The organism is Chryseobacterium ginsenosidimutans (genome assembly GCF_024807225.1).
Taxonomy (GTDB): Bacteria; Bacteroidota; Bacteroidia; order Flavobacteriales; family Weeksellaceae; genus Chryseobacterium; species Chryseobacterium ginsenosidimutans.
The window spans coordinates 4,166,221-4,191,750 of sequence record NZ_JANUCO010000001.1; the positions used below are offsets into that span (position 1 = coordinate 4,166,221).

The window sequence follows — 25,530 nt, forward strand, 5'->3', positions numbered from 1 at the left end:
ACAAGGCATCGCATAACATTATGGCGGAAGAACTTTATTTTATAAAAACCAACCAAGTTGCTGCAAAAATCAATTTGTACAACAAACTCTGCTGTGAAGAAGATAATGTGCTTCCATTTCTTCAAGATGATAAAAAAACAAGCCTTGAACTGATCAAGAAAAAAGTTCAGGAAAATGTTGACAGTCTTTCACAGGAAGAAATATTGAGTATTTTTAATTGGTTTAAAGTAAAATACAATTCAGATTCGGAAGAAGTAAAAACCCAGCTTTTTGTTCATGGGATTGATGTTTTTTATGAAATTCCGTCTTCTTCCGAGGTTGAAAAATTCCAGCAGATCCTTTTAGATTATAAAAAATATTCTCAGGAAAATTTCAGATATATTTTCGATTCGGAAAATTTTAATCATTTTCTGATTTACGGAATATTTTTTACGGGTTTAATCGACAGAGAAAAAGGTGAAGAAAATTTTCTTTTTAATTATTTAAAATCAGATTATAAAGATCTCTATTCCTTTGCAGAAAATGAATTCAGTGAAAAAAAATCCGATTTGCTTTCCAAACCTAATATTTACAAGTGTTTTTCGGATTTGTATGATTCTACTAAATTTTACAAAGGTTCGATTATTGAACTTCGTGATTTCAACATGTAGTTTAAGCTTATAAACAATGCAAAAAAACTATCTTGAAATAGCTAAAAAATATGTCCTTGAAAATATAGGTATTGATTATCTTATGTTTTTTTAAAATTATATAAAATTTAAAATATTGATTTTCAAAATTTTATGAGCTACATTATGGTCGACATAGAATCCGACGGTCCGATTCCCGGAGACTTTTCGATGGTATGTTTCGGAGCAGTGATCGTGGATGAAAATCTGGATCAGACTTTTTATGGAAAATTACAACCTATTTCCGATAAATTCAATCCGGATGCTTTGGCGGTTTCAGGCTTCACAAGAGAGGAAACGATGAATTTTGATGATCCGAAAGAAGTGATGCTGAAATTTGAAGAATGGATTAAAGAAAATTCTAAAGGAAGACCGATTTTCATCAGTGATAATAATGGTTTCGACTGGATGTTTATCTGTTGGTACTTTCATCATTTTATTGAAAGAAATCCTTTCGGATATTCATCGAGAAGGCTTTCTGATCTCTATTGCGGACTGGAAAAAGATACGTTTGCACAATGGAAGCATCTTCGCAAAACAGAACATACGCATCATCCTGTTGACGACGCGAGAGGAAATGCAGAGGTTTTGCTGCACATGAAAAAGGAAATGGGTCTTAAAATCGGGTTGAAATAAATGGAATTACCGGAATTTACATTTTTAACAGAAAAAGGCATTTTAAAACTAAAATGTATCGATATTGTTGAACCCAACAACGGGAGAGTGCTTTATAAAGTTGATTTATTTCTCGATGATAAAAATTTGACAAAAGAATATTTTGGCGATTGGAATTATATGAATTTTTATTTAAATCAATATTCACCAACCAATAACGAATGGATTTATATTCCAAAAGAAAGCAATCATTTTTTAATTAAAATTTCGACATTAGAGAAAATAGAAACTACCTTATCTTGCTTTATCTGCGGTTACTTTTATCAAGAATATTTTTATTAATGATTATTTAATCGTTCTTTGTTCTGATCAGATTATCTTTAAAAATCTTATCAATGAAATGGTAAGAAAAATGGAAAAAGACGAAAAAAACATTTATTTCAACGAATTACATATTTTAGATTCCGGAAAAATTGAAATTAAACTCAGTGATTCGAGTTCAAAAATCATCAACCTAAATGATTTTTAAAATGAATTTAAATCTTCAATTCCGCAAAGCCACAGAAAACGACATCGATTTTCTTTTTGATTTAAGGATGAAAACCATGACGGAATATTATGCGCAGTCGAATCTTCCCACAGCAAGAGAATTTGTACTTCAAAGGATTCTTTATGAATTCGACAAAGCCCATATCATTATTCTAAACAACGAACCAATCGGCTTGCTTAAAATTGATAGAAATCTTGATAAAATACACATTTTGCAACTACAAATCAATCCCAATTTACAGGGAAAAGGAATCGGAAAATCTATTTTAAAAAGTATTTTTGATGAAGCTGAAACCGATCAAAAAACGGTTCTTTTAAGTGTTTTAAAAGTCAATAAAGCTCAGCATTTATATTTACGCTTAGGTTTTGAAATCATTGACGAAAACGAACATTCTTACTTCATGGAATTTCCAAAATAAAAAAATATGCTTTTCAGGATACTTCTCTTTCTTATTTAATGATTTGCCCTTTGTAATATTTTTCAAGGAAAAAGCCCAAATCGGCTCTGTAACCGATTCCTGAAGCCTCAAATTTCCAGCTTCCGTTGCGTTTGTACAATCTTCCGAATTCTATACCGGTTTCGATGGAAAAATCTTCATCAAGCTCATATTTTGCAATTTCCTGATGGGTCAGATTATCAATAATTCTGATGTAAGAATTTCGCACCTGTCCGAAGTTTTGTTTCTTTCTTTCAAAATCTTCGATGGTTACTACGAAAAGAATTTCATCGACTTTCGGATCTACTTTTTCAAGATCTACAATGATGGCTTCATCATCGTCGCCATCGCTGTTTTTCCCGCTCGGATCGTCTCCTGTATGCGTAAGAGCGCCGTCCGGAGAATTTAAATTATTATAAAAGACAAAATAGTCTTCACTCACCAATTTTCTGTCTGCATCAATCATAATTGCCGAAGCATCAAGGTCAAAATCATATCCCGTTCCGTCATTCGGATCCCAACCAAGACCAATTGTCATTTTTGTAAATCCGAGATCAATTCTTTGTCCTTTCTGTAAATTAATTGCCATAATAATGTTATGTTTTTTATGAATTGTTACCTCTAAGTTATGGCTGTTTTACGAATTTTCCAAAACATTTTGTGACAAAAAAATATGTAAATTGCAGATTATAGAAAATTGAATTTTTCGCAAGATTTAGTCATAAAAAAATCCGGCTCACTGACCGGATTTTATATTTTTAAGATGTTTGAATTTCAGATAAATTATTCTGTAATTTCTTTTTCAGTAACAGTATTTCTCGCTTTTGCCAACATCGGAATAGAAATTAAACCCATAATCAACATAATGATAATCTGTAACGGCAATGAAATGAAGGAATAAGTCAAACCTATTTCTCCTCCCAATTCGCTGCTTTTTCCCATTGAGATAAATAAAGCCATAAAACCGAATTTCATCGCAAGATTGAAAGCTCCGATTCCGCCACTTGCAGGAACAATCATTCCCAATGTTCCGACAACGATGATTAAAAATCCGTCTGCAAAAGTAAAATTAGACGTTTCCGGCAATGCAAAACATACCAAATACGCGGCAAAATAATAGGAAATCCAGATTCCCATTGTATAGAGGATAAATTTTCCTTTTTGTTTTAATTTAAATATGGATGTTAAACCTTGAAAAATTCCGTCGATAAATTTGATGATTTTGCCTAAAAAAGCAACATTTGCCAGTCTTTTTTTAAACATAAAAAATAAAACCGCTCCAACAATCAAGATTCCTAGAATGAGTAAGATTTTATTGGGGTTAAAATTTATTCCTGAATTTTTATAGAAAGAATAAATTACTTCTCCTTTAAATAGCAAAGTCAGTCCCAAAAAGACAATCATACAAACCAAATCTACCACTCTCTCTAAAATAATCGTTCCGAAAGACTGATCTACAGGAACTTTTTCCACTCCATACAAAGCTGTGGCTCTTGCTACTTCTCCACTTCTGGGAATGGTAAGATTCATTAAATATCCGAAAGATATCGACCAAAGTGAATTGGAATTGGAAATATTGTGTCCCATCGGTTTCCAGCATCAGATTCCAGCGAATCGCTCTGAACCAATACGCCGAAATCCCGAAACATCCAGCGAATAAAACCCACCAATAATTAGCTTTTGCTATTGATTTCTGAAACGACCCAAAATCAAAATCTTTAAGAGCAATCCACAAAAAAAAACCTGCAAAAGCAAGCGAGATTACTATTGTTAATATTGATTTTAAAGGACTTTTTGATTTTTTCTCCATCAGATTACGTCAAAAGATTGGTCTTTTCGTCCGGGAAAACAATTTTTGGCTGAAAACTTTGCGCTTCTTCAGGAGTCATCTGCGCATAAGCGATGATGATGATGATGTCATCTCTCTGCACTTTTCTAGCGGCAGGACCGTTCAGACAAACTTCCCCCGATTTTCTTTTTCCTTTGATGACATAGGTGTCAAAACGCTCACCGTTATTCACATTTACAATATACACTCTTTCGCCTACTACCAAACCTGCAGCCTCAATAAGGTCTTCATCTATCGTGATACTACCAATATAATTAAGGTCAGAAGCCGTTACTCTCACCCTGTGAATCTTAGACTTAAAAACTTCTATTAACATGGTGCAAATTTATTAATAAAAATTAATAAATTGGTGTTTTAGAATGAATTTAAAACTAACAGATATACAGGCATTTAATTTTATTAAACATAATTTTTACCTATTTTACTTACAAAATCTACAACCATATCACGAAAATTATTAATAGTTTACATGTAATTTCGGATTTAATAAATATAAAAAATAATTTTCTAATTTTGCTAAAGTCAATACACATAAGCATTTGGCATGATTTTAGCAGCGCGTAACGTAGATTTTACGTAAAAAGTGGAATTATCATATTTTAACCATTTTCAGCTAAAATCAAAAATATTATTTATTTTTTTACATAAAAATTGCACATTTACAAAATATTATTATATTTGCTATAATTACGAACTAACTTTAATATTTAAAAATTATGAACAAGTCTGAATTAATCGACGCAATCGCAAAAGATGCAGGAATCACTAAAGTAGCGGCTAAAGCTGCTCTAGAATCTTTCATTGGTAATGTAACTTCTACTTTAAAGAAAAAAGACGGAAAAGTTTCTCTAGTAGGATTCGGTACTTTCTCAGTAGCTGAGAGAGCTGCAAGACAAGGGATCAACCCTGCAACAAAAAAACCAATTAATATCGAAGCTAAAACTGTTGCTAAGTTTAAAGCAGGCGCTGATTTATCTGCTGCTGTTGCTACTGCTAATGCACCTGTTGCTGCTCCTAAAAAGAAAAAATAATCATTCAGGTTATAAAAAAATTCAACCCTCATCCATGGATGAGGGTTTTCTATTGAATTTAAATGCTTTATTTAAGGTGCTAATCTTGAGATTTTCCAATCCAGATTATCAATTAATTCATAAATAATCCTGTCGTGAAGCCTGTTGGGTCTTCCCTGCCAAAATTCTATTTCGTACGGTTTTGCAATATATCCACCCCAGTTTTCCGGTCTTGGAACTTCACTGTTTTCGTATTCTTTTTCTAACTCTTTCAGTTTTCCTTCTAAAAATTCTTTGTTGGGAATTTCCTGACTTTGTGGCGAAACCGCAGCTCCAAGCTGGCTTCCTTTCGGTCTGGAATGAAAATATCCATCACTGAGATTCTCTGCAATACGCTCCAAATTAGCTTTAATAATAATTTGTCTTTCCAGATTGGGCCAGAAAAAATGCAGACATGCTTTGTGTGTTTTTTCTATTGATTTTCCTTTTTTACTATCATAATTGGTGTAAAAAATAAAGCCTTCGAAAGTATATTCTTTCAGCAAAACCATTCTCGTGCGCGGACAACCGTCTTCTTCCACTGTAGAAATCGCCATTGCATTGGCTTCATAAATGTTCGGGTTTTCACTTGCTTCCAGAAACCAATCCCGAAATTGCTCGATCGGATTTTGTTTTATCTCACTTTCAATAAGTTGGGATTTCTCGTACACTTTTCTTTTGTCGTGCAGGTTTTCCATAAATATTTTTTATTAAATTTGAGTATGAATTACTCATACAAAGGTAAAATATTAATTTCCACACCCGACATTTCCGGCGATATTTTTTCCCGATCTGTAGTCTTGATTATTGAACATAATGAACAGGGAGCATTTGGTTTAATATTAAATAAAAAGAACAGCCAAATGAGTAGTAAGTTCAAAAATTTCTTCGATTTTAAAATAGAAGTCTACGACGGCGGACCGGTAGAAAATGAAAGGGTTTTCTTTATTGTAAAAGGAAAAAAGGTAACAGAAACTTATACAGAGATCACCAACGAATTTTACTTAACGGAAGACATAGAAAATATCATCAGCTCTGTTTTGAGCGGCGATCTGGATATTAATGATGTGAAAATATTTTCAGGATATTCTGGATGGACAGCTTTGCAGCTAGACGATGAAATTCTGAAAAAAGTATGGACTGTCGTAGATGTTTACAATCTTGATTACACACTACCCAACGATCAAACACTTTGGAAATCGATCATGCAAAATCTTGGCGGAGAGTATTTGTTATGGGCAAATTCGCCTGAAGACATTTCTTTAAATTAATAATATACAGCTATTTAAGGCTGAATTAACTTTAACAAACTTTAAGAATCCGTTAACCAATTTTAAGCAAAGAATTGACGTTATTTGTTAAACCAAAATTCACCATAATGAAAGGAACAAAACTTTTTGCTTTAGCAGTCTTTTCTGCAGCATTTTTATCCTTTACTCCGGTTAACAAAAAATATATCGTTATAGATGCCGGTCATGGCGGAAATGATATGGGTGCAACCCGTAACGGTATTTCTGAAAAGGAAGTGGTTTTAAATATTGCCAAACAAATTCAGGAAACCGGAAAATCCTTAGAAAACTACGAAGTTATTTTAACCAGAGATTCCGATGCATACAGCCAGTTGAAAGACAGAACTGATATGATTAACAAGCTGAATCCTGAGATGGTAATTTCCCTGCACCTCAACAGCAGTCCGCATCCGGAATCTGTAAAACAAGGGCAGGAAATCTATACTCAAAATTCTGAGGCTTCTAAAAAATTAGCCGAAAAAATTTCGCAAAAATTCGATCCCAGCCAAATTGAGGGAGAAAAAAATCTTCACATTTTAAGAGAATCTAAAGCTCCTACCGTTGTTGTAGAACTTGGATATATCAATAATACAAAGGATAGAGAATTGATGACCAGCGAAAAAGGTCAAAAAGAAATTGCACAAAAATTCGTAGAAGCTTTCAACGAATATTAAATAAAACTAATTCTGATTGATTCAGAATAAAACCCGGTAAAGGACTTTTGGAACTTTGTTGTTTACCGGGTTTGTCAATTTTTTCTAAAAACTTTCCTTCCAGCTTTCTATCAATTCTAAAAAACGACTGTTTCCGAAAGTTTTATTTCTTATTTTACCCACAGAAAATACCCCTTTTTCATCGGAGATCAACAAAATTTCTTCTGATTTCTGAGATTCAAATGCGATAATCTCGTGTTCCTGAATATCTGCAAGTTTATTTTTATGTAAAAAAGTAATGAAATTTTCCATTAAAGGAGAAATGTAAGCACCTTCCGTCTGTTTGGGAACTTTAATGACATCACCATCCAAAAACAAAAGATTTCCTGAAGTTGTGCGGGCAATTCTTTTATTAGGGTTCAACAAAATTACATCATCAAGATCGTTTTCCTGTGCGTAAATTTCGCCGTAAATATTTTCCGGACTATGAACACGGATATTGCTTAAAAGATTGCTATTAACATTAATTTCCTTAATTAAATCCAATTCCAAAGACCTTTCATGAACCGCAACAACATCATCTAATTCTACAACATCATAAAAGTAAGAAATTGAAGATTTTGACAACGTAACACCATCAGAATTTCTAAAAACCTGAAAATTGATAATCCCGTTTTGAATTCCTTTTTCTTCAATAACATTTTTTTGAAAAAGCGACTGAAAAAATTCCAACGTGTAAGTCAACGGAATATTCATCCTCATTTTTCTCATGGAAGCCATCAGGAAGAAATAACACTCTTCATCCATGATTAATTTGGCATTTCTCACAAAGAAAGAAACCTTCACTGCGTCGCCCAAAAGAAACGCTCTATTCTTCACATTTAATTCGTCTGATGTAAAATATTGATTTTCCAATTTTTAACCTGATTTTATTACAAAAAAAATAATGAACGATAAATCGTTCATCAGTTTTTCCCATTTAGTACTGCTTACGTTTAAGCAGCACCCAATTTTATTCTAAGATTTTCGATAAGATTTTCCCAATACAGTGCATTTTCATTCTCATCACCTTCTTCACAGAAATCTGTAATGTTTAATGCTAAATCTTCAGTAATATCATCAACCGTAATGGTCATTTCAAAGAAATGTTTAGTCCCTTCATCTTCTTCCCATCTGAAACGAACGAAACCTTCTGGCTTATATCTAATCAAAGTCGCTCTCTCAGCAGGTCCTCCTCCCCAACTGAAAAAGAAGTCATCGCCCTTCTCTGTTACATCATCTGCAAACCATTCGGATAATCCTTCTGCAGTTGCCAGATATTCATATAAAATCTCTGATAAACAGTGCATTGGAAATTCGTAATGGACTTTATGTTTCGCCATATAATCTTTGTTTTAATCGTCCCGCAATATATAAATTAATTTTTTTATTACACAAAAATGTGTTTATTTTTTTGCATAATCTTCATGATATTTGTCACAGATTTTCAAATACTTGTTTAATTTTGATTTGAACTAAATAAGCTTACTTTCAGACCTAAAAAAGCTCTTCGGTCTGAAGAGTTTTTTTCTTTATTAATTTTCGTTTAAAACCTCTAAAATAATCTGACAACCTTCCTTTATTTCGTCTTTCGAAATGGTAAGCGGTGGAGAAATTCTGAGATATTCGTTTCTATATAACTGCCAGAAAACGATCAAGCCTTTTTCCATACATCTTTTTGCAACATCTAAAGTATATTCAGGAGAACCTAGATTTACCGCCAACATTAAGCCTTTACCGTTAATATTTTTAATTTTAGGATGAACTAAAAGTACTCTGTACAACTTCTCTTTTTCGTCCACTTCATTCATTAAACCACTTTCCAGAACTTCTTTTAAAGTGGCATGACTTGAAGCCGCAATCAAAGGATTTCCGCCAAAAGTCGTAATGTGACCTAGTTTCGGAGAATGCGACAATGTTTCCATAATTTTTCTAGAACTCATAAAAGCGCCAACAGGAACTCCGCCTCCCATTCCTTTTCCCATGACCAAAATATCTGGGACGATACCGAAATGTTCAAAAGAGAATAATTTCCCTGTTCTTCCGAATCCTGGCTGAATTTCATCGAGAATTAAAAGAGCTCCGACTTCTTCACATCTTCTTTTTAATTTAATTAAATAATCATCGTTCGGAACTAAAAATCCTGCTGCTCCCTGAATCGTTTCTAAAATAACACAAGCTGTTTTTTCTGTAATTTTATCGAAATCATTTTCATTATTAAATTCAATAAAAGAAACCATTGGCAATAAAGGACGGAATTCTCTTTTGTGAGTTTCATTTCCTGAAACACTTAAAGCTCCATGAGTATTTCCGTGATAAGAATCTTTAAAAGAAACGATCTCTTCTCTTCCGGTATATCTTTTTGCTAATTTTAAGCTTCCATCAATGGCTTCTGCTCCGCTATTAACCAAATAGGTAATTTCCAGAGGATCCGGCGTTGCTTCTGCCAATAATTTGCATAAAGCCACCGGCTTTTCCTGAGCATATTCTCCGTAAACCATTACGTGAAGGTACTTTTCTGCCTGTTCTTTGATTGCGTTCACAATCTTCGGATGTGAGTGTCCCAAAGTATTTGCTGAGACTCCCGCCACAAAATCCAGATACCTTTTTCCGTTTGTTCCGTAAATATAGCTTCCTTCTGCTTTTTCAACTTCAAAACCTGCAGCAAACTTTGTTGTCTGCGCCTGATATATAAAAAAATCTTTTTGCATTTCCATTTCCCTGAAAAATTTTAGCAAAACTAAAAAACATTCGCCAAACACCGAAACAATACCGATAGAATAAAAAAATCGCTCTCACAAGGAGAGCGAACCACCAAATCACAAAATATTAATATAGTTTAATATATTCTTGTGATAAATATATAAAAAAAATCGAATAAGAATACATATTTATTAAAAATTATTTAAATTCAATACAAATATTTTACACCAATTCAACATATGATGAATATTTATCAATCGTAAAACACAATTCTGATAAGGCTTTTCTCTTCACTATATTTTGAATAAATATGAAAAATAATTTAATATTTATTTCAAAAAAAAGTAATTTCAGACACCAATTTTAGAGGATTTCCATAAAAATAATTCACCATTTCCTATTAAGAAAATGGTGAATCAATATATTTTTCGAAAAAACTAGGGTAAAAAAAGAATTATCTTCTTGTACGTTTTGGTTTTTTGGCTTCTTCTTTGGCTTTTTCTTTGTCAATTACTTCCTGAGCTTTGTTATATAAAACATCGTCGGATTCATATTTTATCTCATCATGATTCGGCGTATCGACGAGAATATCCTGCCATTTTAAGATGCGATCTTTTGTATTCCAGTTAAAGTCGGGAAACTTCCGTTTGGCGGGTTCTATCTTACTCATCGGATAGGTATCTGAATTTGCGCCAATATTACAGGCCACAACATACAGTACTTTTTCTTCAAAAATCGCATCGATAATTCCGCAAGAAGTAAGAGAAATCCCGATTCTCTCTTTTTCCTTTGTTTTCTCGTTCACATCATCGGAATACGTAATAGACTGTGCATTTCCGATTACTTTTGCTTCTTTGATGTTGTTGTCCTCACCATAATAAATCGTCATCAGCTTCCCTTTCACCTGATTGAATTCATCTTTCATATCCAGAGAATCAACTTTGCTGATGGCAAAAGCATTTCCGATCACTTTCAAAGAGTCGATATTTTCTTTTTGAGTATCAAAATAGGCTTCAACTTTGTCTCCCGTTATCTGCTTTCCATTACTCCAGAGAATCGGTTCTGTGAACATATGAAGAACTCCATCCGTTTCATTAAAAGCAATAGAATCGGCTCTTCCCGATGCATTAGATTTATAGAACCTTCCTTTTTTAAAGGCACGAAGGAAACTTTTTTTAACTTTACTATCATTCGGATCCGGTCTTTGGAAAGAAAGAATTTTTTCGGCTGCAAAATACATAGAATCTTTTTCCAACGCTTTCACAGCATACGGATTTTTGGTCATCATCGCAGAATCTTTCTTTTCAAAAATTTCTCCGTAACCACCCTTTATCCATCTTCTTTCATTAGGATCGTCCAGCGTTACATGTCCTGTTGCTTTTCCGAAACCGGTAAGCTGATTGTAATACATTTCGTCACCCGTAAGAATTTTATCATTATAAAACACCTTTGAGTTCTTATACAAAAAAGCTTCTTTGGTATTTGTATTATAATTCCCTTTATCAGTAACGATGCGGTTTTTATAATTCTTTTTGTTGGTAATCGTTGTAGGTCCGTTGATATCAACAATATTTGTATTTTGGTTCTGAACAACATTTTCTCCTTCCAAAACATATTGTGAATCTTCAATTTTCACCCTTCCGGTAAGATCGATCGTACGCGTTGTCAGAAAATAAGTTGCCGATTTTGAGTATGTTGTACTTTTACCGTCATTAATCGTTCCTCCTGTATTGTAATACGCCTGATTTGCAACTCTGTCATAATACATTGTTTCAGTCTTAATGATTGTCCCTTTCGGATCGGTAAGAACTACATTTTTTCTGGCAATCCCCTTTTGGGTATTTCCGTCATATTCCATTTCATCCGCAGTGATTACGGAACCATCTGCATTTTGAAGCTTAACGTTACCAATTGCTTTGATAAAGTTTTGCTCTTCATAAAAGATGACAAGATCTGCATTCAACAATGATCCCTGATGTGAAAACTGAACACTTCCTGTGAAATAATTGTTCCCCTCATACTTCTCATCCTTTCTTAATTCATCAGAATGAAGATGCTTCACCTTTTCAGGAGGCGGAGCATTCTTTTTGGGAAGTGTATTGGGGGTAAAATACGGATCTTTCTGCACAGACTTTGGTTGAGCCTGTGCAAAAGCAAACGTTGAAATAAAAACTAACAGAACAAAAATTAGTCTCATTGATTAATCATTCTTAGTGCCATAAAAATACAGCGAATGAGAATCAATTTTCACGCCAAATGCACCTTCGATTGCTTCTTTAATCCCCTGAATTCTTGGGTCGCAAAACTCAATAATCTCTTCAATTTCTTTATCTGAATCTTTTTTGTAAATCACCAAATGATCGTGCTGTTTATCAAAATAAGACTTTTCGTAAGATGAAGATGTGAGTGTTTTTTCCCCAAACTGATGCTTACGGATTAATCCTGCATCAAGGAAGATCTCAATAGTATTGTAAATTGTAGCCTTTGAAACGTGATATTTTTTCTGCATCATCAGAAGATACAGATCATCAACATTGAAGTGATGATCCATATTATAAATCTCTTCTAATATCGTATATCGTTCCGGAGTGTTTCGGAAACCCTTTTCTAATAAGTAGTTTCTCAAAACATCTTTAATAAGCGCAATATTTTTTTCTTTTTGTAAAGTATCCATCAAAAAAATTATCTACAAATTTATCGATTTTTATTTAAATAGATATTGTGTCCTGTGTTAAAGAATTTAACCATTGTGACGGATGAATTCGCACTGCTCGATTTTCGAGTTTCCGACGCAGTCTTCCGTCATAGGCGCAGATTCTACAACTACATTGTGTGAAGTGATTCCCCAAGCTTTGAAGTCGTCACTGCCAATATATTTAACAAAATTGTAGATATTCATGATAATTTTCTCTTTTACGGTAAGAAGTATATCGTTGATATAGGTGTTATCTATAATTACATACTTCATATCCGGCGGAATATTGTGAGCTCTTAACGATGGATGGCTGCTTCTTGAAGGAATTGTGCCATCTGCCATTAAATCTCTTATCACCATATCGAAATAATCATTAATTCTTCTGTCGATCTTAAATCCTAACATGAAATTAATTTTGTAAATCGTTCCCGGAAGAACCTCATCTACAGTATATTTGAAAGTATAGGGATCTTCCTGATTGGAAATACTTAAGATAAAATAATGATCTGCTCTTTTCGGTTGCTTTTTAATAATAGAATAAATAATTTTCGATTCTATCTCATCATTTCTTCTTGCTCTGCTTAAATAAGCCAGGTTCGTTGCATATTTTGGAATGGTTTCATCCAATTTCATATCCTTGATGATAGGAATATATTTATCTAGCTTAACAAATTTGATAAATTGTGTTTTGATAGATCTCCCATTATACCAAGCGTACATACAAATCCCGATAAATCCTGCTAAGATCACGGTAATCCAACCTCCTTCGAAGAATTTGATAATGTTTGCACTGAAGAAACCTAGTTCGATAGACATATAAACAAGCGCAAAAACAAGGATAAGAATTTTATTAACTCTGCGTTTCAGCAACCAGAACAATAATAAAATGGTCGTCATCAACATCGTCACCGTTATAGAAAGCCCATAAGCTGCTTCCATCTTGCCCGATTCTTTAAAGTGAAGAACCACAATAATACATAAAATAAGCAATCCCCAATTGATTCTCGGGATATACATCTGCCCTTTTACCCCTGAAGGATAATCGATTTTTTGATTTGGCCAAAGATTCAGTGACATTGCTTCAGAGAAAATAGTGAATGATCCTGTAATCAACGCCTGACTCGCAATAATTGCAGCTGCCGTTGCCATGATTACTCCGGGAACGATCATCCATTCTTCCATAGTTCCAAAGAAAGGATTGATTGCCGAAAATCCCGGTTTCCCATAATTGGTTAAAAGCCAAGCACCTTGCCCAAGATAGTTTAAGATCAACATTATTTTAACAAAGACCCAGCTTACTCTGATATTTTTTGCACCGCAGTGACCTAGGTCTGAATAAAGCGCTTCTGCCCCTGTTGTACAAAGGAAAACAGCACCCAAAATGACAATAGCACTTGGTGAATTTGCAATAAGTTTGTAGGCGTAATAAGGATTAAATGATCTTAAAATCTCAAGATTCTCACTTAAATGAGACAATCCCAATCCTCCTAAAACAAGAAACCAGATCACCATAACAGGTCCGAAAAACTTACCTATAAAACTTGTTCCAAACTGTTGTACTGTAAATATTAAAATTAAAATCCCAATAGTAATAGGAACTACAGGGGTGTGCGGATTATAGATTTCCAGCCCTTCTATCGCAGACATTACCGTAAGCGAAGGTGTAATTACCCCATCTGCAATAAGCGCTGCTGCGCCGACAATAGCAATGAGATAAAGCCAGCCTTTTTTCAGATTTTTAACCAAAGAAAATAAAGCCAAAATCCCTCCTTCTCCTTTGTTATCTGCTCTCAGAGCAATGATTACATATTTTAAGGTTGTTTGAAGAGTCAGAGTCCAGATAATACAAGAAAGTGCTCCTTCTATGTATTCGTTGAAAGGCATTTTGCTGCCTATTCCTCGTGCATTTACGATTGCTTTCATTACGTAAAGCGGGGAAGTACCAATATCTCCAAATACAATACCTAAAGATACTAAGACTCCAATGAAAGAAAGCTTTTTGATGTCAAAATGATGACCGCCTTCTGTAACTTCTGCCATATCAGCTAATTTATTTAAGAGCGCAAATTTAAACCAAATTTATAACCCCATGAACTATTATTCATGAATAGAATAAATGAAAAAACTTCCTTTCGGAAGTTTTTCTCTATAATCATTAAATTACTTAACGTACATCGCTTTTTTGATTTCCTCTTTTACTTTTTCAAGTTTCGGGAACCATTCTGCAAATAAAGCTGAAGAATAAGGTGCAGGTGCATCAGGAGTAGTAATTCTCTTGATTGGAGCATCCAAATAATCAAATGCTTTTTGCTGTACCATATAGGTAATTTCTGAAGATACTGAACCAAATGGCCAAGCTTCTTCTAAAATAACCAATCTGTTTGTTTTCTTTACAGACTCTAAAACAGTATCAAAATCCAAAGGACGAACTGTTCTAAGATCGATAACTTCTACAGAGATACCTTCTTTTTCCATATCTTCAGCCGCCTGAATAGCCAGCTTCATGATCTTTCCAAAAGATACCAAAGTAACATCTTTACCTTCTCTCTTGATATCTGCTTTTCCTATTGGCAAGTAATATTCTTCCTCAGGAATTTCCATTTTATCACCATACATCTGCTCAGATTCCATGAAAATAACAGGATCGTTATCTTGGATAGCTGTTTTCAACAACCCTTTCGCATCGTAAGGATTTGAAGGTACTACAACTTTAAGTCCCGGAACATTTGCGAACCAGTTTTCAAAAGCCTGAGAGTGTGTAGCTCCCAACTGTCCTGCTGAAGCAGTAGGTCCTCTGAAAACGATAGGACAATTCCATTGACCACCACTCATCTGACGGATTTTCGCCGCGTTATTGATAATCTGATCAATACCAACCAATGAGAAATTGAAAGTCATATACTCCACAATTGGTCTGTTACCATTCATTGCAGCTCCTACAGCAATCCCTGTAAAACCAAGCTCAGCGATTGGTGTATCGATTACTCTCTTGTCACCAAATTCATCCAACATTCCTTTTGAAGCCTTATATGCACCATTGTATTCTGCAACTTCCTCCCCCATTAAAAAGATGGATTCGTCTTTACGCATTTCCTCGCTCATTGCCTGTGCAATTACCTCACGAAAAGTATATTCTGCCATATTTATTTGAAAAATTTAGAGTACAAAAATAGTGTTTTTTTATTATTTATATACAAAAACGACATCTCATTTGAATGAAATGCCGTTTATTACTCTTATTTAATATAATTAATTAACTTTTTGCCAAGTCTGCGATCTTCCGATGAAAGATAATCCTATATAACCTCTTACATTCAGGTTGTCTCCGCTTCTTGTAATGGTACATTTGTACGTTTTACCTGTTTTAGGATCTGTAATCGTTCCTCCGGTGAATTCGTCGCCATCTTTTTTCAAACCTCTGATGATTTCCATCCCTAAAATTGGTTTGTTTTTTCTGTCGTCTTTACAGTCTACACAATTAGGATTTGCAGGTTTTATCAGCAATTGAGAAATTTTCCCGTAATACTGATCTCCTTTTTTATAGATTTCTACAATAGATTTTGCCTGTTTGGTTTCGTCGTCTATGGTTTTCCATTTACCTTCTATCTGAGCGAATGACAAAACGCCAAACAAAGAAAGGACGAATGTTAGTAATAATTTTTTCATATTCTTTATAGTTTTAATTTCAATAAAATAATTTCGTTGCTTAATTACTGTTAAAAATATAAATTAATTTCAAACAAACAAAAAATTTTATTATCCAAGGCATATATAACAATAGATGTACCAACTTTCAGTATTAAACACTAATACATCTTTCTGTTAATCACCCTGTTCATATAATCCTGATACCACGCTTTTGCGATTTGCTTGCCTTTTTGAGCTTCCTCATTCTCTTTCAATTGAAACATCAGATTTTTTTCTAAGGCTAAATCTGATTTATCAAAAATCCCTACAACATCTTTTCCGTCAAAACGATAAATATAATTCCCGATAATAAACTGCTCTATACCACCGTCAGAATTCGCAATAATAGGAGCATATTGCTTTTCGCTTACCAGACTTCTTCCCCAGCTTCTGATTTTTTTATTATACCCGATTAAATCTGCCAACGTTGGATAAATATCAATCTGCTGAGCAAATTCCTGATTTACACCTTTTAAATTATACGCCGGATTCGGAGAATAAAAAATTAAAGGAACAGCAAAACGATTCATAGCTTTTTCATATTCAGGATAATAAATTTCATTGGTATGATCTCCTGTGAACACGAAAATTGTATTCTTGAACCAAGGTTGTTTTTTTGCCGTTTCAAAATACTTTTTAATAGAATAATCGGTGTATTGAATCGGTTCATGCATCTGGTTTTTCCCTTTCTTGAACTTCCCGTTATATTTTTCAGGAATTTTAAACGGATGATGCGAAGAAGCCGTGAAAACCGTCGTCATAAAAGGCTGCTTTTTTCCTACATTTTTAGCAAAATACTGTAAAAACGGTTCGTCCCAGATCGCCCAGATTCCGTCGAAATCTGCATCATTATTATATTCTGTTTTTCCGAAATAATGTTTAAAACCTAAAATATTTCCAAAACCTAAAAATCCCATCGAACCATTCGGAGCACCGTGATAGAAAGACGTATCATATCCCATATCATTACAGACCGAAACAAGCGACTGAATTTTCTGGTTCGAGTAAGGTGAACTTGTAAAAGCATCCGTTAAACTCGGAATTCCTGCCAAAACAGAACTCATTCCGTGGATCGACTGTCTTCCGTTGGCAAAAGTATTCGGGAAAATAAGACTTTCATTCGACAAGCTATCGATAAACGGCGTGTAAGAAACGTAATCTTTAATATTTTTATCTTTATTAAAAGCTCCGGAATATTCTCTGCTAAAAGATTCTACAATGAAAATAACGATATTCGGTTTGTCGGCAACTTGTCTGTCGTATTCTTTATAAGGATGAATATTTTCATCAATAAATTTTTCATCAACAAAATGAACTTCCTTAAAACTATTCGTATTTATCGTCCTAAAAAATGAAAATGTACTGTTCAGAACCATATTTCCCTGAGCCGGAAGTTTCACAAAACGGTTGGCGTCCACCAAATTAATGGGTCTTGTACTGTGCTTGAAATCTCCACGAATTCCGCCAACTGCTAAAACCGCCGTCGTACAAAGCGTAAGAACAGACCATATAAAATAAGGAATCAGTTTTACAGGCTTATTCTCTGTAATTTTCACCTTTTTGTAAAGGAAAACCCAAAGCGCCATCAAAACCACAAACCAGATTAAAACAAAAGGATTCTGTGTAAGTGAAGAAGTAAAAACCTTGAAAATATTGGATTCATGCTGTGCAACCTGAAACGCTGCAGAAGTTAATCTTGTCTGAGAAAATTTGAAATAGACAAAATCCCCAAAATTCATCACATACGCAATTCCGTTGGTGATAAAATACAGCCAGAAAAGTATTTTTTGGTAGATTTTCTTCGTATTAATAACAATCGGAATGATACTTAATAAGATAAATAGCGCATTGACGTATAAAATCGCCGTCGTATCAAATGCAATCCCGTGATAAGAAAGATTGAAATAATCTGATACCGAATCTATTTTTATTAAATCTCTATTAAAATACCAGAACAAAAATCTCGCAATCTGATAAAAAAAGTATGCTAAAAAAATCCTGTACAACAATACCAGAACTTCCTGTTTTCTAAATTCTTTAAAAAATTTCATGCGCAAATTTACATCAAATTCATATAAAATTAACATAACAATATAGCAATCTAGAAATGTAACAATAATGGGTACATTCTTAAATTGGCATCTCGTTCAATTGATATATTGATATATTATTTTAATTTTGCAGTTATGAATTTTATTAAAAATAATCTTGCCAATGCCATTACCTTAGGAAACCTGTTTTCCGGTTGTGTAGGTGCGATTCATCTTATTTTGGGTGATTATCAAACGACTGCGATCTGTATTATTCTTTCTTTGATTTTAGACTTTTTTGATGGTTTTGTAGCAAGAGCTTTGAAGGCAAATTCTAATTTGGGGGTTCAGTTGGATTCTTTGGCGGATATGGTGAGTTTCGGATTGCTTCCGGGATTGACGCTGTATGCAGCTTTAGAACCTTTTGGAAAAATGTTTTTAGGGACAGAATTACCTTTTGAAATAAAATATTTAGGACTTTTTGTTACGCTTTTCTCTTGTTTAAGATTGGCTATTTTCAATTTGGATGAAGATCAAAAATATTATTTCAAAGGATTGAATACGCCATCAAATACCATTTTAATTTTCGGATTATATTACGCCTTTAAAGAAAATCAGAGTTTTGAATTTTTGATGAATAATGAAGTCTTATTGATTATTTTAACCCTTCTTTGCTCTTGGCTTTTAATCAGTCCAATAAAAATGATTGCGATGAAATTCAAATCGATGAAATTGCAGGACAATTATCCGAAACTGGCTTTATTAATTGGTTCAGTCATTATTTTAATTATCTTTAAAACGGTCGGAATTCCGATGGTGATTATTTATTATATTTTAATCTCAATTATTTTTCAGAAACAGTTAAATTAGATTTTATACTCTAAAATAACTCACAATTTATTAACACATTTTCAAATTATCAGCAATGAATTTAAAATTATATAAGCCACTTTGTATTTTTGATTTAGAAACAACAGGAACCAACATTGGAAAAGACAGAATCGTAGAAATCTGTATCTTAAAAGTAAATCCTGATGCTTCAAGAGAAAGCAAAACATGGAAAGTAAATCCGGAAATGGCGATCCCGAAAGAATGCAGCGAGATCCACGGAATCTATGATGAAGACGTAAAAGATGCTCCGACTTTCAGAGAAATTGCTTCAAAAGTGGTTGAAATGATTACCGGTGCAGATTTGGGAGGTTTTAATTCTAATCGATTTGATGTCCCTTTATTGGCTGAAGAATTGCTTCGTGCAGATTTCGATTTTGATTTAAGTAAGTTTAAATTAGTCGATGCACAGACGATTTTCTTCAAGAAAGAACCGAGAAATTTAGGTGCGGCTTATCAATTCTACTGCGATAAAACGTTGGAAAATGCACATTCTGCAGAAGCCGATGTAATGGCAACTTTTGAAGTTCTGGACGCGCAGGTTGGAAGATATGAAGATGTTCCGAATGAGGTTGCAGAAACTGAGTGCTTTTTCTACTCAAAACAAGTTTGCGGATCTTGCAGGAATGATTCATTTTAACGAAAGCGGACACGAAATTTTTGCTTTCGGAAAATATAAAGGACAAAAAGTGAAAGACGTTTTCCAGAAAGATCTGGGATATTACGGATGGCTTCAAAGCGCTGACTTTCCGTTATATACAAAGAAGGTTTTCACAAAAATTCAATTATCAAGTAAATTTTAACATATGAGCGAGCTGGTTAAATTTAAATTTTACGAAACGGCTCTCAAAGCCAACCGAGACAAACAGATATTAGCAGAAAGCGGAATCAACAGCTTTATTGCCAATGAACAGCTAATCCAGACCGATTGGTTGCTTTCTCAGGCTGTAGGCGGAATTCAGCTGCAGGTTTTTGAAGAAGATCTGGAAAAAGCGAATCAGGTTTTACAGGATTACAAAGAAAACGAAGAATTTTCGTTGGAAGTAGAACATACGATTGAAAATCCGGAATTTGATTTTGTATGCCCGAAATGTGGTTCCAATCATATTTACAGAGACGACAGCGCAACGAGCTTTTTTGGAATTTCGATTCTGACGAGCCATAAGTTTGTTTGCTATTATTGCGGGAATGAGTTTACGCATGAATAAACTTTGACAGATGCTTCGAGAACCTCAGCATGACATCGCTAATACTAAATGTTATTTTGATCATTCTGAACGGAACGAAGTGAACTGAAGAGTCTATTTTAAACGCAAAGGTTGCAAAGTTTTTTTGAAATTATTGTGAATATTTTCCGGTCGCAAAGGCGTTTCACTCAGCGAAGGCTTTATAAATTAAAGCTTGTAACGTGAGAATCCCCCTCCTCTAAAAGGGTGGTGAAATTTTAAAAGAATTTTTGACGGGGTGGTTATAAACGTACCGATTTTCTTAGCCCCGATTGCAGCGACATCCTTTTGTGTAGCGCAGCGAAACAAAAGATATAGCGGAAAGCGGGAAATAGCTCCTAAAAATAAATCATAAAATAATTGTGAGATTGCTTCTCGCAAAGACATAAATAAAAAGCATTATGAAAATAATCTGCATAGGAAGAAATTACAGCGAACACGCAAAAGAATTGGGAAACGAAATCCCTGAAAAACCTGTGATTTTTATGAAGCCGGATACAGCGGTTTTGAAAGGAAATGATTTCTATATTCCGGAATTTTCGGAGGATGTTCATTATGAACTGGAAGTGGTGGTGAAAATTTCAAAAGGCGGAAAATATATCCAAAAAGAAACGGCATCTAAACATTACGAAGAAATAGGTCTGGGAATCGATTTTACGGCACGTGATCTTCAAAGTGAACTGAAGTCTAAAGGTCTTCCGTGGGAGCTCGCAAAAGGCTTTGACGGATCTGCGGTAGTGGGAAATTTCTTCAAAAAAGAGAATTATAATTTGGAGTCTCTAAACTTTTCATTATTAAAAAATAAAGAGAAGGTTCAGGATGGAAATACGAAAGACCTGATCTTCACGATTGAAGATATTATCGCTTTTGTTTCGCAATATTTTACGTTGAGAGTAGGTGATCTTATTTTCACAGGAACTCCAAAAGGGGTAGGAAAAGTGGAAGAAAATGATATTCTTGAAGCTTATCTTGAAGAGGAAAAAATTCTTGATATCCGAATATTATAAGTAATTTAACATAGCTTTTGGCATAATTTTCCTATCTTTAGTAAACAAAGTTAAAGGTTATGATAAATATTGTATTACCCGTAGATTTTGGGGACAAAACAGAGCATCTTGTAGAAGGAGCGGTAAAATTTGCGAAACAAGTAAACGGTAAAATTTTCCTCATCCATGTTGCACCATCCGACATCGGTTTTGCAATCGGTGATATGGGATTTCAGTATTTTCCGGAAGTTGAAGAGAACGAGATAAGAGAAGAATTGATTCAGCTCAATAGAATCGAACAAAGAATTCTTGCTCATGATATAAATTGCGAGCATCTTCTGAAACAAGGTATTGCCAAAGATATCATTTTGGATTATGCCAAAACCAATAATGCAGATTTCATCGTGATGGGTTCACACGGAAGAAGCGGAATCTATGATGTTTTCGTGGGAAGTCTAACGAAAGGAATCACTAAAGATTCCAATATTCCGGTTTTGGTGCTTCCGATTCACGACTAAGAATAAAGAAAATCAAATTTTAATCGTTAATAAAAAAGCCGACCAAATAAAAATTTGATCGGCTTTTTACTATATAACCAATTAATTAACCTTCTTTTTTGTAGATATTAGGATCGTAGTAAGGATGCTTACCTTCCGTTGGAGAATAATATTCTTTGTCTTTATCGCCACCTAATGTCACCACCAGTGTATAGCACCAATATGTGAATAGTACACAGCAAACAACAAATAGTACCCAGTTTAAAACATTTCCGAAAGTATCATAGAAACCGAAACTCCATTTGAAAACTTTGCTTAAGAATAGAAAGAAAGACGTCATTATTTTCCTTTTTTAAATTAACTTTGTACAAATTTATAAAAAATGTTTAGATTACTTTCAAAAGAAAGCAATATTTTTTCAATTCCTGTTTATATTGGTTTTCTTCTGTTAATAGTAATAACTTTTAACTTTTTGAATTTCAACACTTATGAGGGTGTTATTGCAGGTATTACTTTTTTTGGAATTGCCTTAGGATATTTTTGTTTTCATAGCATTGCTCTGAATTATCAGACGCATTTGCCTTTATTTTTGTATACATTTTTTATTTTTGGACTTTATCCGGGAAATTTAGACATCGGACTTGCGGTTTCTTTATTGACCAATTCGTTTCTTTTGCTACTTCTTACAAGTACCAATGAAGATATCAGGAAAAAGTCTTACGTTTTGGTAGGTTCTATTGTAGCGCTGAATTTTATTTTTCTTCCTACAACCTGGCCGATGGCGATTTTTGTGCTCATCCACGTGGTTGCCACTTCGGAAAGAATAGGATTAAATATTTTCAGGTTTTTATTGGGGGTGATTTTAATAGCATTCAGTTATTTTTCAATCATGTTTTTCATGAATTTTACGACTTGGAATATGGATTATTTCCCTTTCGCAAATATGAAAATAATAACAGATTATGAATCATTATTAACTTTAATTCCTATTGTTTTAATGCTGATTTATGCAGTGTATGACCATTTTAAAAATTATAATAAAAAGAGTCCGATAAGCAGATACAAATACACTTTCTTATTGGTTTTCTCTGTAGCACAGCTGGTTACTATTATTCTTTATATGAATAAAAGTTATGAATATTTGCTGCTTCTTGCCTTTCCGTCGACCATTATTATCAGCCGAATGCTGAAATTTTTGCCGAAATACTGGATGCAGGAAGTGAGCTTATGGTTGATTATTTTTAGTTTAGTCGGTTTTAAAGCCGTAACTTATTTTGATTTATTTTAAAAGATTATGATTCAGATAGATGATAAATTGATCTCCGAAGATATTTTTTCTGAAGAGTTTGTTTGCAACCTTTCGAAATGTAAAGGTGCATGTTGCGTGGAAGGAGATGTAGGCGCTCCGTTGGATAAAAACGAATTGGAAATTTTAGATAGTATTTTTGATAAAGTGAAGCCTTATCTTACCCAAGAAGGCATAGAATCTATTGAAAAAATCGGAACCTGGACAACCGATCCGATCGACGGAATGTACGTAACACCAATGGTGGAAAACCGTGAATGCGCTTATGTAACTTATGACGAAAGAGGGATTACAAAATGCGGAATCGAAAAAGCCTATGAAGATGGCGCAATCGATTGGCAAAAACCTATTTCGTGCCACCTCTACCCAATTCGTGTGACGGAATATTCTACTTTTAAAGCCTTAAATTATCACGAATGGGATGTCTGCGACGATGCCTGTGCTTTAGGAAAAGAATTGCAGGTTCCTATTTATAAATTCCTGAAAAATCCTTTGATCAGAAAATATGGTGAAGAATTTTACGGTGTCTTAAGTGAAGTTGCCGAAGAATGGAAAAAAGAATACGGATCTTGATTGGGTTTGAGAGTATGAGTGTTTTAGTGTATATGAGTTTTTGCTTATTAATTTGAGATAAAAATCATATTAAAATAAACAAAACCGTCCCGTAAAATATTACGGGACGGTTTTTATTTTCAATGAAAAATTGATTAGTTTGCTGCTCCTTTTACAGTGGCAGTTTCTACTTTCGTTTCACTTTTTTTGGTATTTTCCCAACCGTCTTCCGGCATCAATGTCGCTACGATTCTACCTTTTGTAAGATATTTCTTCGCAACATCCTGAAGGTCTTTCACCGTTAATGCTTTTACTTTTTCCTGATAATTCAGGATTTCGTATTTATCACTTCCGTCTAATTGATTTCTTGTTAAACTACTCATCCAGAAAGAATTGTCTCTCAGACTTGTTTTATAGTCGTTGAATTCTCCTTCTTTATATTTATCAAGATCTTTTTGTTCAGGGCCTTTGTCGATTAATTTTTGAACTTCCGTGATCGCGCTTTTCGTTAATTTATCCGCATTTTCAGGACCACAAGGGAAACTCACACTAAAACTGTACGTGCTGTAAGGAACTTTATTCATATTTCCTCTCGCTCCACCACCGTAAATTCCGCTTTCGTCTTCCCTTAATTTTTCGATTACTTTAATCGTAGCTACTTCTCCCAAAGCTCTTAAAGCCAATGCTTCTTTTTCATTATAAGGAGTTTCTCCGGCGTAAGAAATCGTTACCATACTTTTAGGATCTTTTCCTTTTTTGTATGTTTTTGTGAAATCTCCGGTCGTTTGTCTGTAGCCTGTATCCTTGAAATTCGTCGCTTTTCCTGTTGACGGAAGACTTGCGATATACTGCAACACTTCATTTTTAAATTTAGCTTCATCAATATTTCCTACAAAATAGAACTGGAAGTTTCCTGCATTCGCGAATTTATCTTTATAAATGTCGTATGCTTTTTTATAATCCGTATTTGCCCACTCTTTCTCCATCGGAATAATCCCAATAAATCTCGGATTTTTCTGATTCATGAATTTCGCATGCTCACTTGAGAAATAAAACTGAGGGTTAGACAACAAGTTATCCAACATCGCCGACTGTTTTGTTTTATAAGCATTAAATGATTCAGGGTTATAATTTAATCCCGTAAAATAAGCATACATCAATTCCAATGCTGTTCCTAAATCTTTTTGAGTCGTTCTTCCGGAAACTCCTTCAAACAAAGGCGTCACAGAAGCATTTACATTTACCTGTTTTCCTGCTAAATAATTAGTAAGATCAGACTTTGAAAAACCATTTACTCCGGCTTCAGACAAAGCAGCAAATGCAAACTGAGTTTTGTTAAAATCTGCATCCGAAATCAAAGAACTTCCGCCCATACTTCTTCCTGAGAAAACAATTTCGTCATCTTTAAAGTCGGTTTTTTTGAACGTCACTTTTGCGCCGTTGCTCAATGTCCAGGTTGTTGTTCCCAGTTTTGCATCGGTTTCGGTTTTAGCAATTTTACCTTCAGATTTGAAAGGTTTTACTAAATTTTTAATCGTTGCTTTTTCTTCATAAGGCTTAAGATCTGCCATTTTCACTCCTTCGAAAGTATTCATTACCATTGCTTCCGTCGGCATGGTCACGTTATCTTTTTTAGGACCCGTAATTACGACTACTCTGCTGTCATCTTTTACAAATTTTTTAATGATCTCATTCGTTTGAGCTAATGTTATAGAAGGCAAGAATTTCTTAGTATCTTCATATTCCCATGCAATTCCCGGCATTGGTTCCTGCTCAAGAAAGTTTCTTACATATTCATCCACCAACATATCG

The 25,530-nt window shown here is 34.1% G+C and carries 27 protein-coding genes and 2 pseudogenes; 14 read left to right on the top strand and 15 right to left on the bottom strand.

What is annotated here, in order from left to right; translation table 11 throughout:
* The first annotated feature begins 20 nt into the window (after nucleotides 1–20).
* The 4 genes from J3D55_RS19515 to J3D55_RS19530 all read left to right on the top strand — a co-directional run bounded on the left by J3D55_RS19515 (nucleotide 21) and on the right by J3D55_RS19530 (nucleotide 2,251).
* Nucleotides 21–650 carry a hypothetical protein gene (locus J3D55_RS19515; RefSeq protein ID WP_259133588.1) on the top strand — a complete coding sequence of 210 codons (630 nt, stop codon included), beginning with the start codon at nucleotides 21–23 and terminating at the stop codon, nucleotides 648–650.
* 132 nt (nucleotides 651–782) lie between these two features.
* Nucleotides 783–1,304, top strand: coding sequence for a 3'-5' exonuclease (locus tag J3D55_RS19520; protein WP_259133590.1), 522 nt, complete (start codon nucleotides 783–785; stop codon nucleotides 1,302–1,304).
* Complete coding sequence (locus J3D55_RS19525) at nucleotides 1,305–1,625, top strand: hypothetical protein (protein ID WP_259133592.1); 321 nt, start codon at nucleotides 1,305–1,307, stop codon at nucleotides 1,623–1,625.
* Between the two features lie 188 nt (nucleotides 1,626–1,813).
* A complete protein-coding gene (locus tag J3D55_RS19530; protein ID WP_259133594.1) occupies nucleotides 1,814–2,251 on the top strand; it encodes a GNAT family N-acetyltransferase in 438 nt (145 codons plus the stop codon).
* Between the two features lie 31 nt (nucleotides 2,252–2,282).
* Here the strand turns inward: J3D55_RS19530 and J3D55_RS19535 are convergent, their stop codons facing one another.
* The 3 genes and pseudogenes from J3D55_RS19535 to panD form a co-directional block, all read right to left on the bottom strand.
* On the bottom strand, nucleotides 2,283–2,858 hold the full coding sequence (locus J3D55_RS19535) for a TerD family protein (RefSeq protein ID WP_259133596.1): 576 nt from the start codon (nucleotides 2,856–2,858) through the stop codon (nucleotides 2,283–2,285).
* A gap of 194 nt (nucleotides 2,859–3,052) precedes the next feature.
* A pseudogene (locus J3D55_RS19540) lies at nucleotides 3,053–4,079 on the bottom strand (lysylphosphatidylglycerol synthase transmembrane domain-containing protein).
* 4 nt (nucleotides 4,080–4,083) lie between these two features.
* Nucleotides 4,084–4,434: an aspartate 1-decarboxylase gene (panD, locus tag J3D55_RS19545; protein WP_047399636.1), complete on the bottom strand. Its 351-nt coding sequence runs from the start codon at nucleotides 4,432–4,434 to the stop codon at nucleotides 4,084–4,086.
* 400 nt (nucleotides 4,435–4,834) lie between these two features.
* On the opposite strand from panD, the gene J3D55_RS19550 reads away from it, so the two are divergent.
* A complete protein-coding gene (locus tag J3D55_RS19550; protein WP_259133598.1) occupies nucleotides 4,835–5,149 on the top strand; it encodes an HU family DNA-binding protein in 315 nt (104 codons plus the stop codon).
* Nucleotides 5,150–5,220: 71 nt separating this feature from the next.
* Here the strand turns inward: J3D55_RS19550 and pdxH are convergent, their stop codons facing one another.
* Complete coding sequence (gene pdxH / locus J3D55_RS19555; protein WP_259133600.1) at nucleotides 5,221–5,865, bottom strand: pyridoxamine 5'-phosphate oxidase; 645 nt, start codon at nucleotides 5,863–5,865, stop codon at nucleotides 5,221–5,223.
* 24 nt (nucleotides 5,866–5,889) lie between these two features.
* Between pdxH and J3D55_RS19560 the strand changes: the two genes are divergently transcribed.
* Both J3D55_RS19560 and J3D55_RS19565 read left to right on the top strand, forming a co-directional pair.
* Nucleotides 5,890–6,438, top strand: coding sequence for a YqgE/AlgH family protein (locus J3D55_RS19560; RefSeq protein WP_259133602.1), 549 nt, complete (start codon nucleotides 5,890–5,892; stop codon nucleotides 6,436–6,438).
* Nucleotides 6,439–6,545: 107 nt separating this feature from the next.
* The gene (locus J3D55_RS19565) at nucleotides 6,546–7,130 is read left to right on the top strand and encodes an N-acetylmuramoyl-L-alanine amidase family protein (protein ID WP_259133604.1); all 585 of its coding nucleotides are present in this window, start codon (nucleotides 6,546–6,548) and stop codon (nucleotides 7,128–7,130) included.
* An 84-nt stretch (nucleotides 7,131–7,214) separates the two neighbouring features.
* On the opposite strand, the gene J3D55_RS19570 is transcribed toward J3D55_RS19565, so the two are convergent.
* The 9 genes from J3D55_RS19570 to J3D55_RS19610 all read right to left on the bottom strand — a co-directional run bounded on the left by J3D55_RS19570 (nucleotide 7,215) and on the right by J3D55_RS19610 (nucleotide 18,284).
* On the bottom strand, nucleotides 7,215–8,024 hold the full coding sequence (locus J3D55_RS19570) for an aminotransferase class IV (protein ID WP_259133606.1): 810 nt from the start codon (nucleotides 8,022–8,024) through the stop codon (nucleotides 7,215–7,217).
* 80 nt (nucleotides 8,025–8,104) lie between these two features.
* Complete coding sequence (locus tag J3D55_RS19575; protein ID WP_259133608.1) at nucleotides 8,105–8,491, bottom strand: START-like domain-containing protein; 387 nt, start codon at nucleotides 8,489–8,491, stop codon at nucleotides 8,105–8,107.
* A 192-nt stretch (nucleotides 8,492–8,683) separates the two neighbouring features.
* A complete protein-coding gene (locus tag J3D55_RS19580) occupies nucleotides 8,684–9,859 on the bottom strand; it encodes an aspartate aminotransferase family protein (protein ID WP_259135166.1) in 1,176 nt (391 codons plus the stop codon).
* 446 nt (nucleotides 9,860–10,305) lie between these two features.
* Complete coding sequence (locus J3D55_RS19585) at nucleotides 10,306–12,048, bottom strand: OstA-like protein (RefSeq protein WP_259133610.1); 1,743 nt, start codon at nucleotides 12,046–12,048, stop codon at nucleotides 10,306–10,308.
* Nucleotides 12,049–12,051: 3 nt separating this feature from the next.
* Nucleotides 12,052–12,525 carry a Fur family transcriptional regulator gene (locus tag J3D55_RS19590; protein ID WP_047399628.1) on the bottom strand — a complete coding sequence of 158 codons (474 nt, stop codon included), beginning with the start codon at nucleotides 12,523–12,525 and terminating at the stop codon, nucleotides 12,052–12,054.
* A gap of 66 nt (nucleotides 12,526–12,591) precedes the next feature.
* Nucleotides 12,592–14,586, bottom strand: coding sequence for a KUP/HAK/KT family potassium transporter (locus J3D55_RS19595; RefSeq protein WP_259133615.1), 1,995 nt, complete (start codon nucleotides 14,584–14,586; stop codon nucleotides 12,592–12,594).
* A 120-nt stretch (nucleotides 14,587–14,706) separates the two neighbouring features.
* Nucleotides 14,707–15,687, bottom strand: coding sequence for a pyruvate dehydrogenase complex E1 component subunit beta (locus tag J3D55_RS19600; RefSeq protein WP_259133617.1), 981 nt, complete (start codon nucleotides 15,685–15,687; stop codon nucleotides 14,707–14,709).
* Nucleotides 15,688–15,795: 108 nt separating this feature from the next.
* Nucleotides 15,796–16,212, bottom strand: coding sequence for a DUF2147 domain-containing protein (locus J3D55_RS19605; protein WP_259133620.1), 417 nt, complete (start codon nucleotides 16,210–16,212; stop codon nucleotides 15,796–15,798).
* 140 nt (nucleotides 16,213–16,352) lie between these two features.
* On the bottom strand, nucleotides 16,353–18,284 hold the full coding sequence (locus tag J3D55_RS19610; protein WP_259133629.1) for an LTA synthase family protein: 1,932 nt from the start codon (nucleotides 18,282–18,284) through the stop codon (nucleotides 16,353–16,355).
* Nucleotides 18,285–18,419: 135 nt separating this feature from the next.
* On the opposite strand from J3D55_RS19610, the gene J3D55_RS19615 reads away from it, so the two are divergent.
* The 5 genes and pseudogenes from J3D55_RS19615 (at nucleotide 18,420) to J3D55_RS19635 (ending at nucleotide 21,881) form a co-directional block, all read left to right on the top strand.
* Nucleotides 18,420–19,133, top strand: a complete 714-nt coding sequence (locus J3D55_RS19615) for a CDP-alcohol phosphatidyltransferase family protein (RefSeq protein WP_259133631.1) — start codon at nucleotides 18,420–18,422, stop codon at nucleotides 19,131–19,133.
* A gap of 55 nt (nucleotides 19,134–19,188) precedes the next feature.
* Nucleotides 19,189–19,954: pseudogene (locus J3D55_RS19620) on the top strand (exonuclease domain-containing protein).
* Between the two features lie 3 nt (nucleotides 19,955–19,957).
* Nucleotides 19,958–20,359, top strand: coding sequence for a putative signal transducing protein (locus J3D55_RS19625; RefSeq protein ID WP_259133633.1), 402 nt, complete (start codon nucleotides 19,958–19,960; stop codon nucleotides 20,357–20,359).
* A gap of 419 nt (nucleotides 20,360–20,778) precedes the next feature.
* On the top strand, nucleotides 20,779–21,384 hold the full coding sequence (locus J3D55_RS19630; RefSeq protein WP_259133635.1) for a fumarylacetoacetate hydrolase family protein: 606 nt from the start codon (nucleotides 20,779–20,781) through the stop codon (nucleotides 21,382–21,384).
* 59 nt (nucleotides 21,385–21,443) lie between these two features.
* Nucleotides 21,444–21,881, top strand: a complete 438-nt coding sequence (locus tag J3D55_RS19635; RefSeq protein WP_259133637.1) for a universal stress protein — start codon at nucleotides 21,444–21,446, stop codon at nucleotides 21,879–21,881.
* 85 nt (nucleotides 21,882–21,966) lie between these two features.
* Here the strand turns inward: J3D55_RS19635 and J3D55_RS19640 are convergent, their stop codons facing one another.
* On the bottom strand, nucleotides 21,967–22,200 hold the full coding sequence (locus tag J3D55_RS19640; protein WP_259133639.1) for a DUF6341 family protein: 234 nt from the start codon (nucleotides 22,198–22,200) through the stop codon (nucleotides 21,967–21,969).
* Between the two features lie 42 nt (nucleotides 22,201–22,242).
* Between J3D55_RS19640 and J3D55_RS19645 the strand changes: the two genes are divergently transcribed.
* Both J3D55_RS19645 and J3D55_RS19650 read left to right on the top strand, forming a co-directional pair.
* Entirely contained in the window at nucleotides 22,243–23,148 is a 906-nt protein-coding gene (locus J3D55_RS19645) for a DUF6427 family protein (RefSeq protein WP_259133641.1), read from the top strand.
* 6 nt (nucleotides 23,149–23,154) lie between these two features.
* Complete coding sequence (locus tag J3D55_RS19650; RefSeq protein ID WP_259133643.1) at nucleotides 23,155–23,739, top strand: DUF3109 family protein; 585 nt, start codon at nucleotides 23,155–23,157, stop codon at nucleotides 23,737–23,739.
* Between the two features lie 134 nt (nucleotides 23,740–23,873).
* Here the strand turns inward: J3D55_RS19650 and J3D55_RS19655 are convergent, their stop codons facing one another.
* Nucleotides 23,874–25,526 (bottom strand): M16 family metallopeptidase, encoded by a 1,653-nt coding sequence (locus J3D55_RS19655; protein ID WP_259133645.1) that lies wholly within the window; start codon nucleotides 25,524–25,526, stop codon nucleotides 23,874–23,876.
* Nucleotides 25,527–25,530: the final 4 nt, after the last annotated feature.

Coding starts and splice junctions, on each gene's coding strand:
- J3D55_RS19615 (WP_259133631.1), top strand. CDS start 18,420: ATGAATTTTATTAAAAATAATCTTGCCAATGCCATTACCTTAGGAAAC.
- J3D55_RS19650 (WP_259133643.1), top strand. CDS start 23,155: ATGATTCAGATAGATGATAAATTGATCTCCGAAGATATTTTTTCTGAA.
- J3D55_RS19580 (WP_259135166.1), bottom strand. CDS start 9,859: ATGCAAAAAGATTTTTTTATATATCAGGCGCAGACAACAAAGTTTGCT.
- J3D55_RS19575 (WP_259133608.1), bottom strand. CDS start 8,491: ATGGCGAAACATAAAGTCCATTACGAATTTCCAATGCACTGTTTATCA.
- J3D55_RS19585 (WP_259133610.1), bottom strand. CDS start 12,048: ATGAGACTAATTTTTGTTCTGTTAGTTTTTATTTCAACGTTTGCTTTT.
- J3D55_RS19630 (WP_259133635.1), top strand. CDS start 20,779: ATGAAAATAATCTGCATAGGAAGAAATTACAGCGAACACGCAAAAGAA.
- J3D55_RS19645 (WP_259133641.1), top strand. CDS start 22,243: ATGTTTAGATTACTTTCAAAAGAAAGCAATATTTTTTCAATTCCTGTT.
- J3D55_RS19610 (WP_259133629.1), bottom strand. CDS start 18,284: ATGAAATTTTTTAAAGAATTTAGAAAACAGGAAGTTCTGGTATTGTTG.
- pdxH (WP_259133600.1), bottom strand. CDS start 5,865: ATGGAAAACCTGCACGACAAAAGAAAAGTGTACGAGAAATCCCAACTT.
- J3D55_RS19525 (WP_259133592.1), top strand. CDS start 1,305: ATGGAATTACCGGAATTTACATTTTTAACAGAAAAAGGCATTTTAAAA.
- J3D55_RS19565 (WP_259133604.1), top strand. CDS start 6,546: ATGAAAGGAACAAAACTTTTTGCTTTAGCAGTCTTTTCTGCAGCATTT.
- J3D55_RS19605 (WP_259133620.1), bottom strand. CDS start 16,212: ATGAAAAAATTATTACTAACATTCGTCCTTTCTTTGTTTGGCGTTTTG.
- J3D55_RS19590 (WP_047399628.1), bottom strand. CDS start 12,525: ATGGATACTTTACAAAAAGAAAAAAATATTGCGCTTATTAAAGATGTT.
- J3D55_RS19530 (WP_259133594.1), top strand. CDS start 1,814: ATGAATTTAAATCTTCAATTCCGCAAAGCCACAGAAAACGACATCGAT.
- J3D55_RS19535 (WP_259133596.1), bottom strand. CDS start 2,858: ATGGCAATTAATTTACAGAAAGGACAAAGAATTGATCTCGGATTTACA.
- panD (WP_047399636.1), bottom strand. CDS start 4,434: ATGTTAATAGAAGTTTTTAAGTCTAAGATTCACAGGGTGAGAGTAACG.
- J3D55_RS19595 (WP_259133615.1), bottom strand. CDS start 14,586: ATGGCAGAAGTTACAGAAGGCGGTCATCATTTTGACATCAAAAAGCTT.
- J3D55_RS19515 (WP_259133588.1), top strand. CDS start 21: ATGGCGGAAGAACTTTATTTTATAAAAACCAACCAAGTTGCTGCAAAA.
- J3D55_RS19625 (WP_259133633.1), top strand. CDS start 19,958: ATGAGCGAGCTGGTTAAATTTAAATTTTACGAAACGGCTCTCAAAGCC.
- J3D55_RS19560 (WP_259133602.1), top strand. CDS start 5,890: ATGAATTACTCATACAAAGGTAAAATATTAATTTCCACACCCGACATT.
- J3D55_RS19550 (WP_259133598.1), top strand. CDS start 4,835: ATGAACAAGTCTGAATTAATCGACGCAATCGCAAAAGATGCAGGAATC.
- J3D55_RS19635 (WP_259133637.1), top strand. CDS start 21,444: ATGATAAATATTGTATTACCCGTAGATTTTGGGGACAAAACAGAGCAT.
- J3D55_RS19655 (WP_259133645.1), bottom strand. CDS start 25,526: ATGTTGGTGGATGAATATGTAAGAAACTTTCTTGAGCAGGAACCAATG.
- J3D55_RS19640 (WP_259133639.1), bottom strand. CDS start 22,200: ATGACGTCTTTCTTTCTATTCTTAAGCAAAGTTTTCAAATGGAGTTTC.
- J3D55_RS19600 (WP_259133617.1), bottom strand. CDS start 15,687: ATGGCAGAATATACTTTTCGTGAGGTAATTGCACAGGCAATGAGCGAG.
- J3D55_RS19520 (WP_259133590.1), top strand. CDS start 783: ATGAGCTACATTATGGTCGACATAGAATCCGACGGTCCGATTCCCGGA.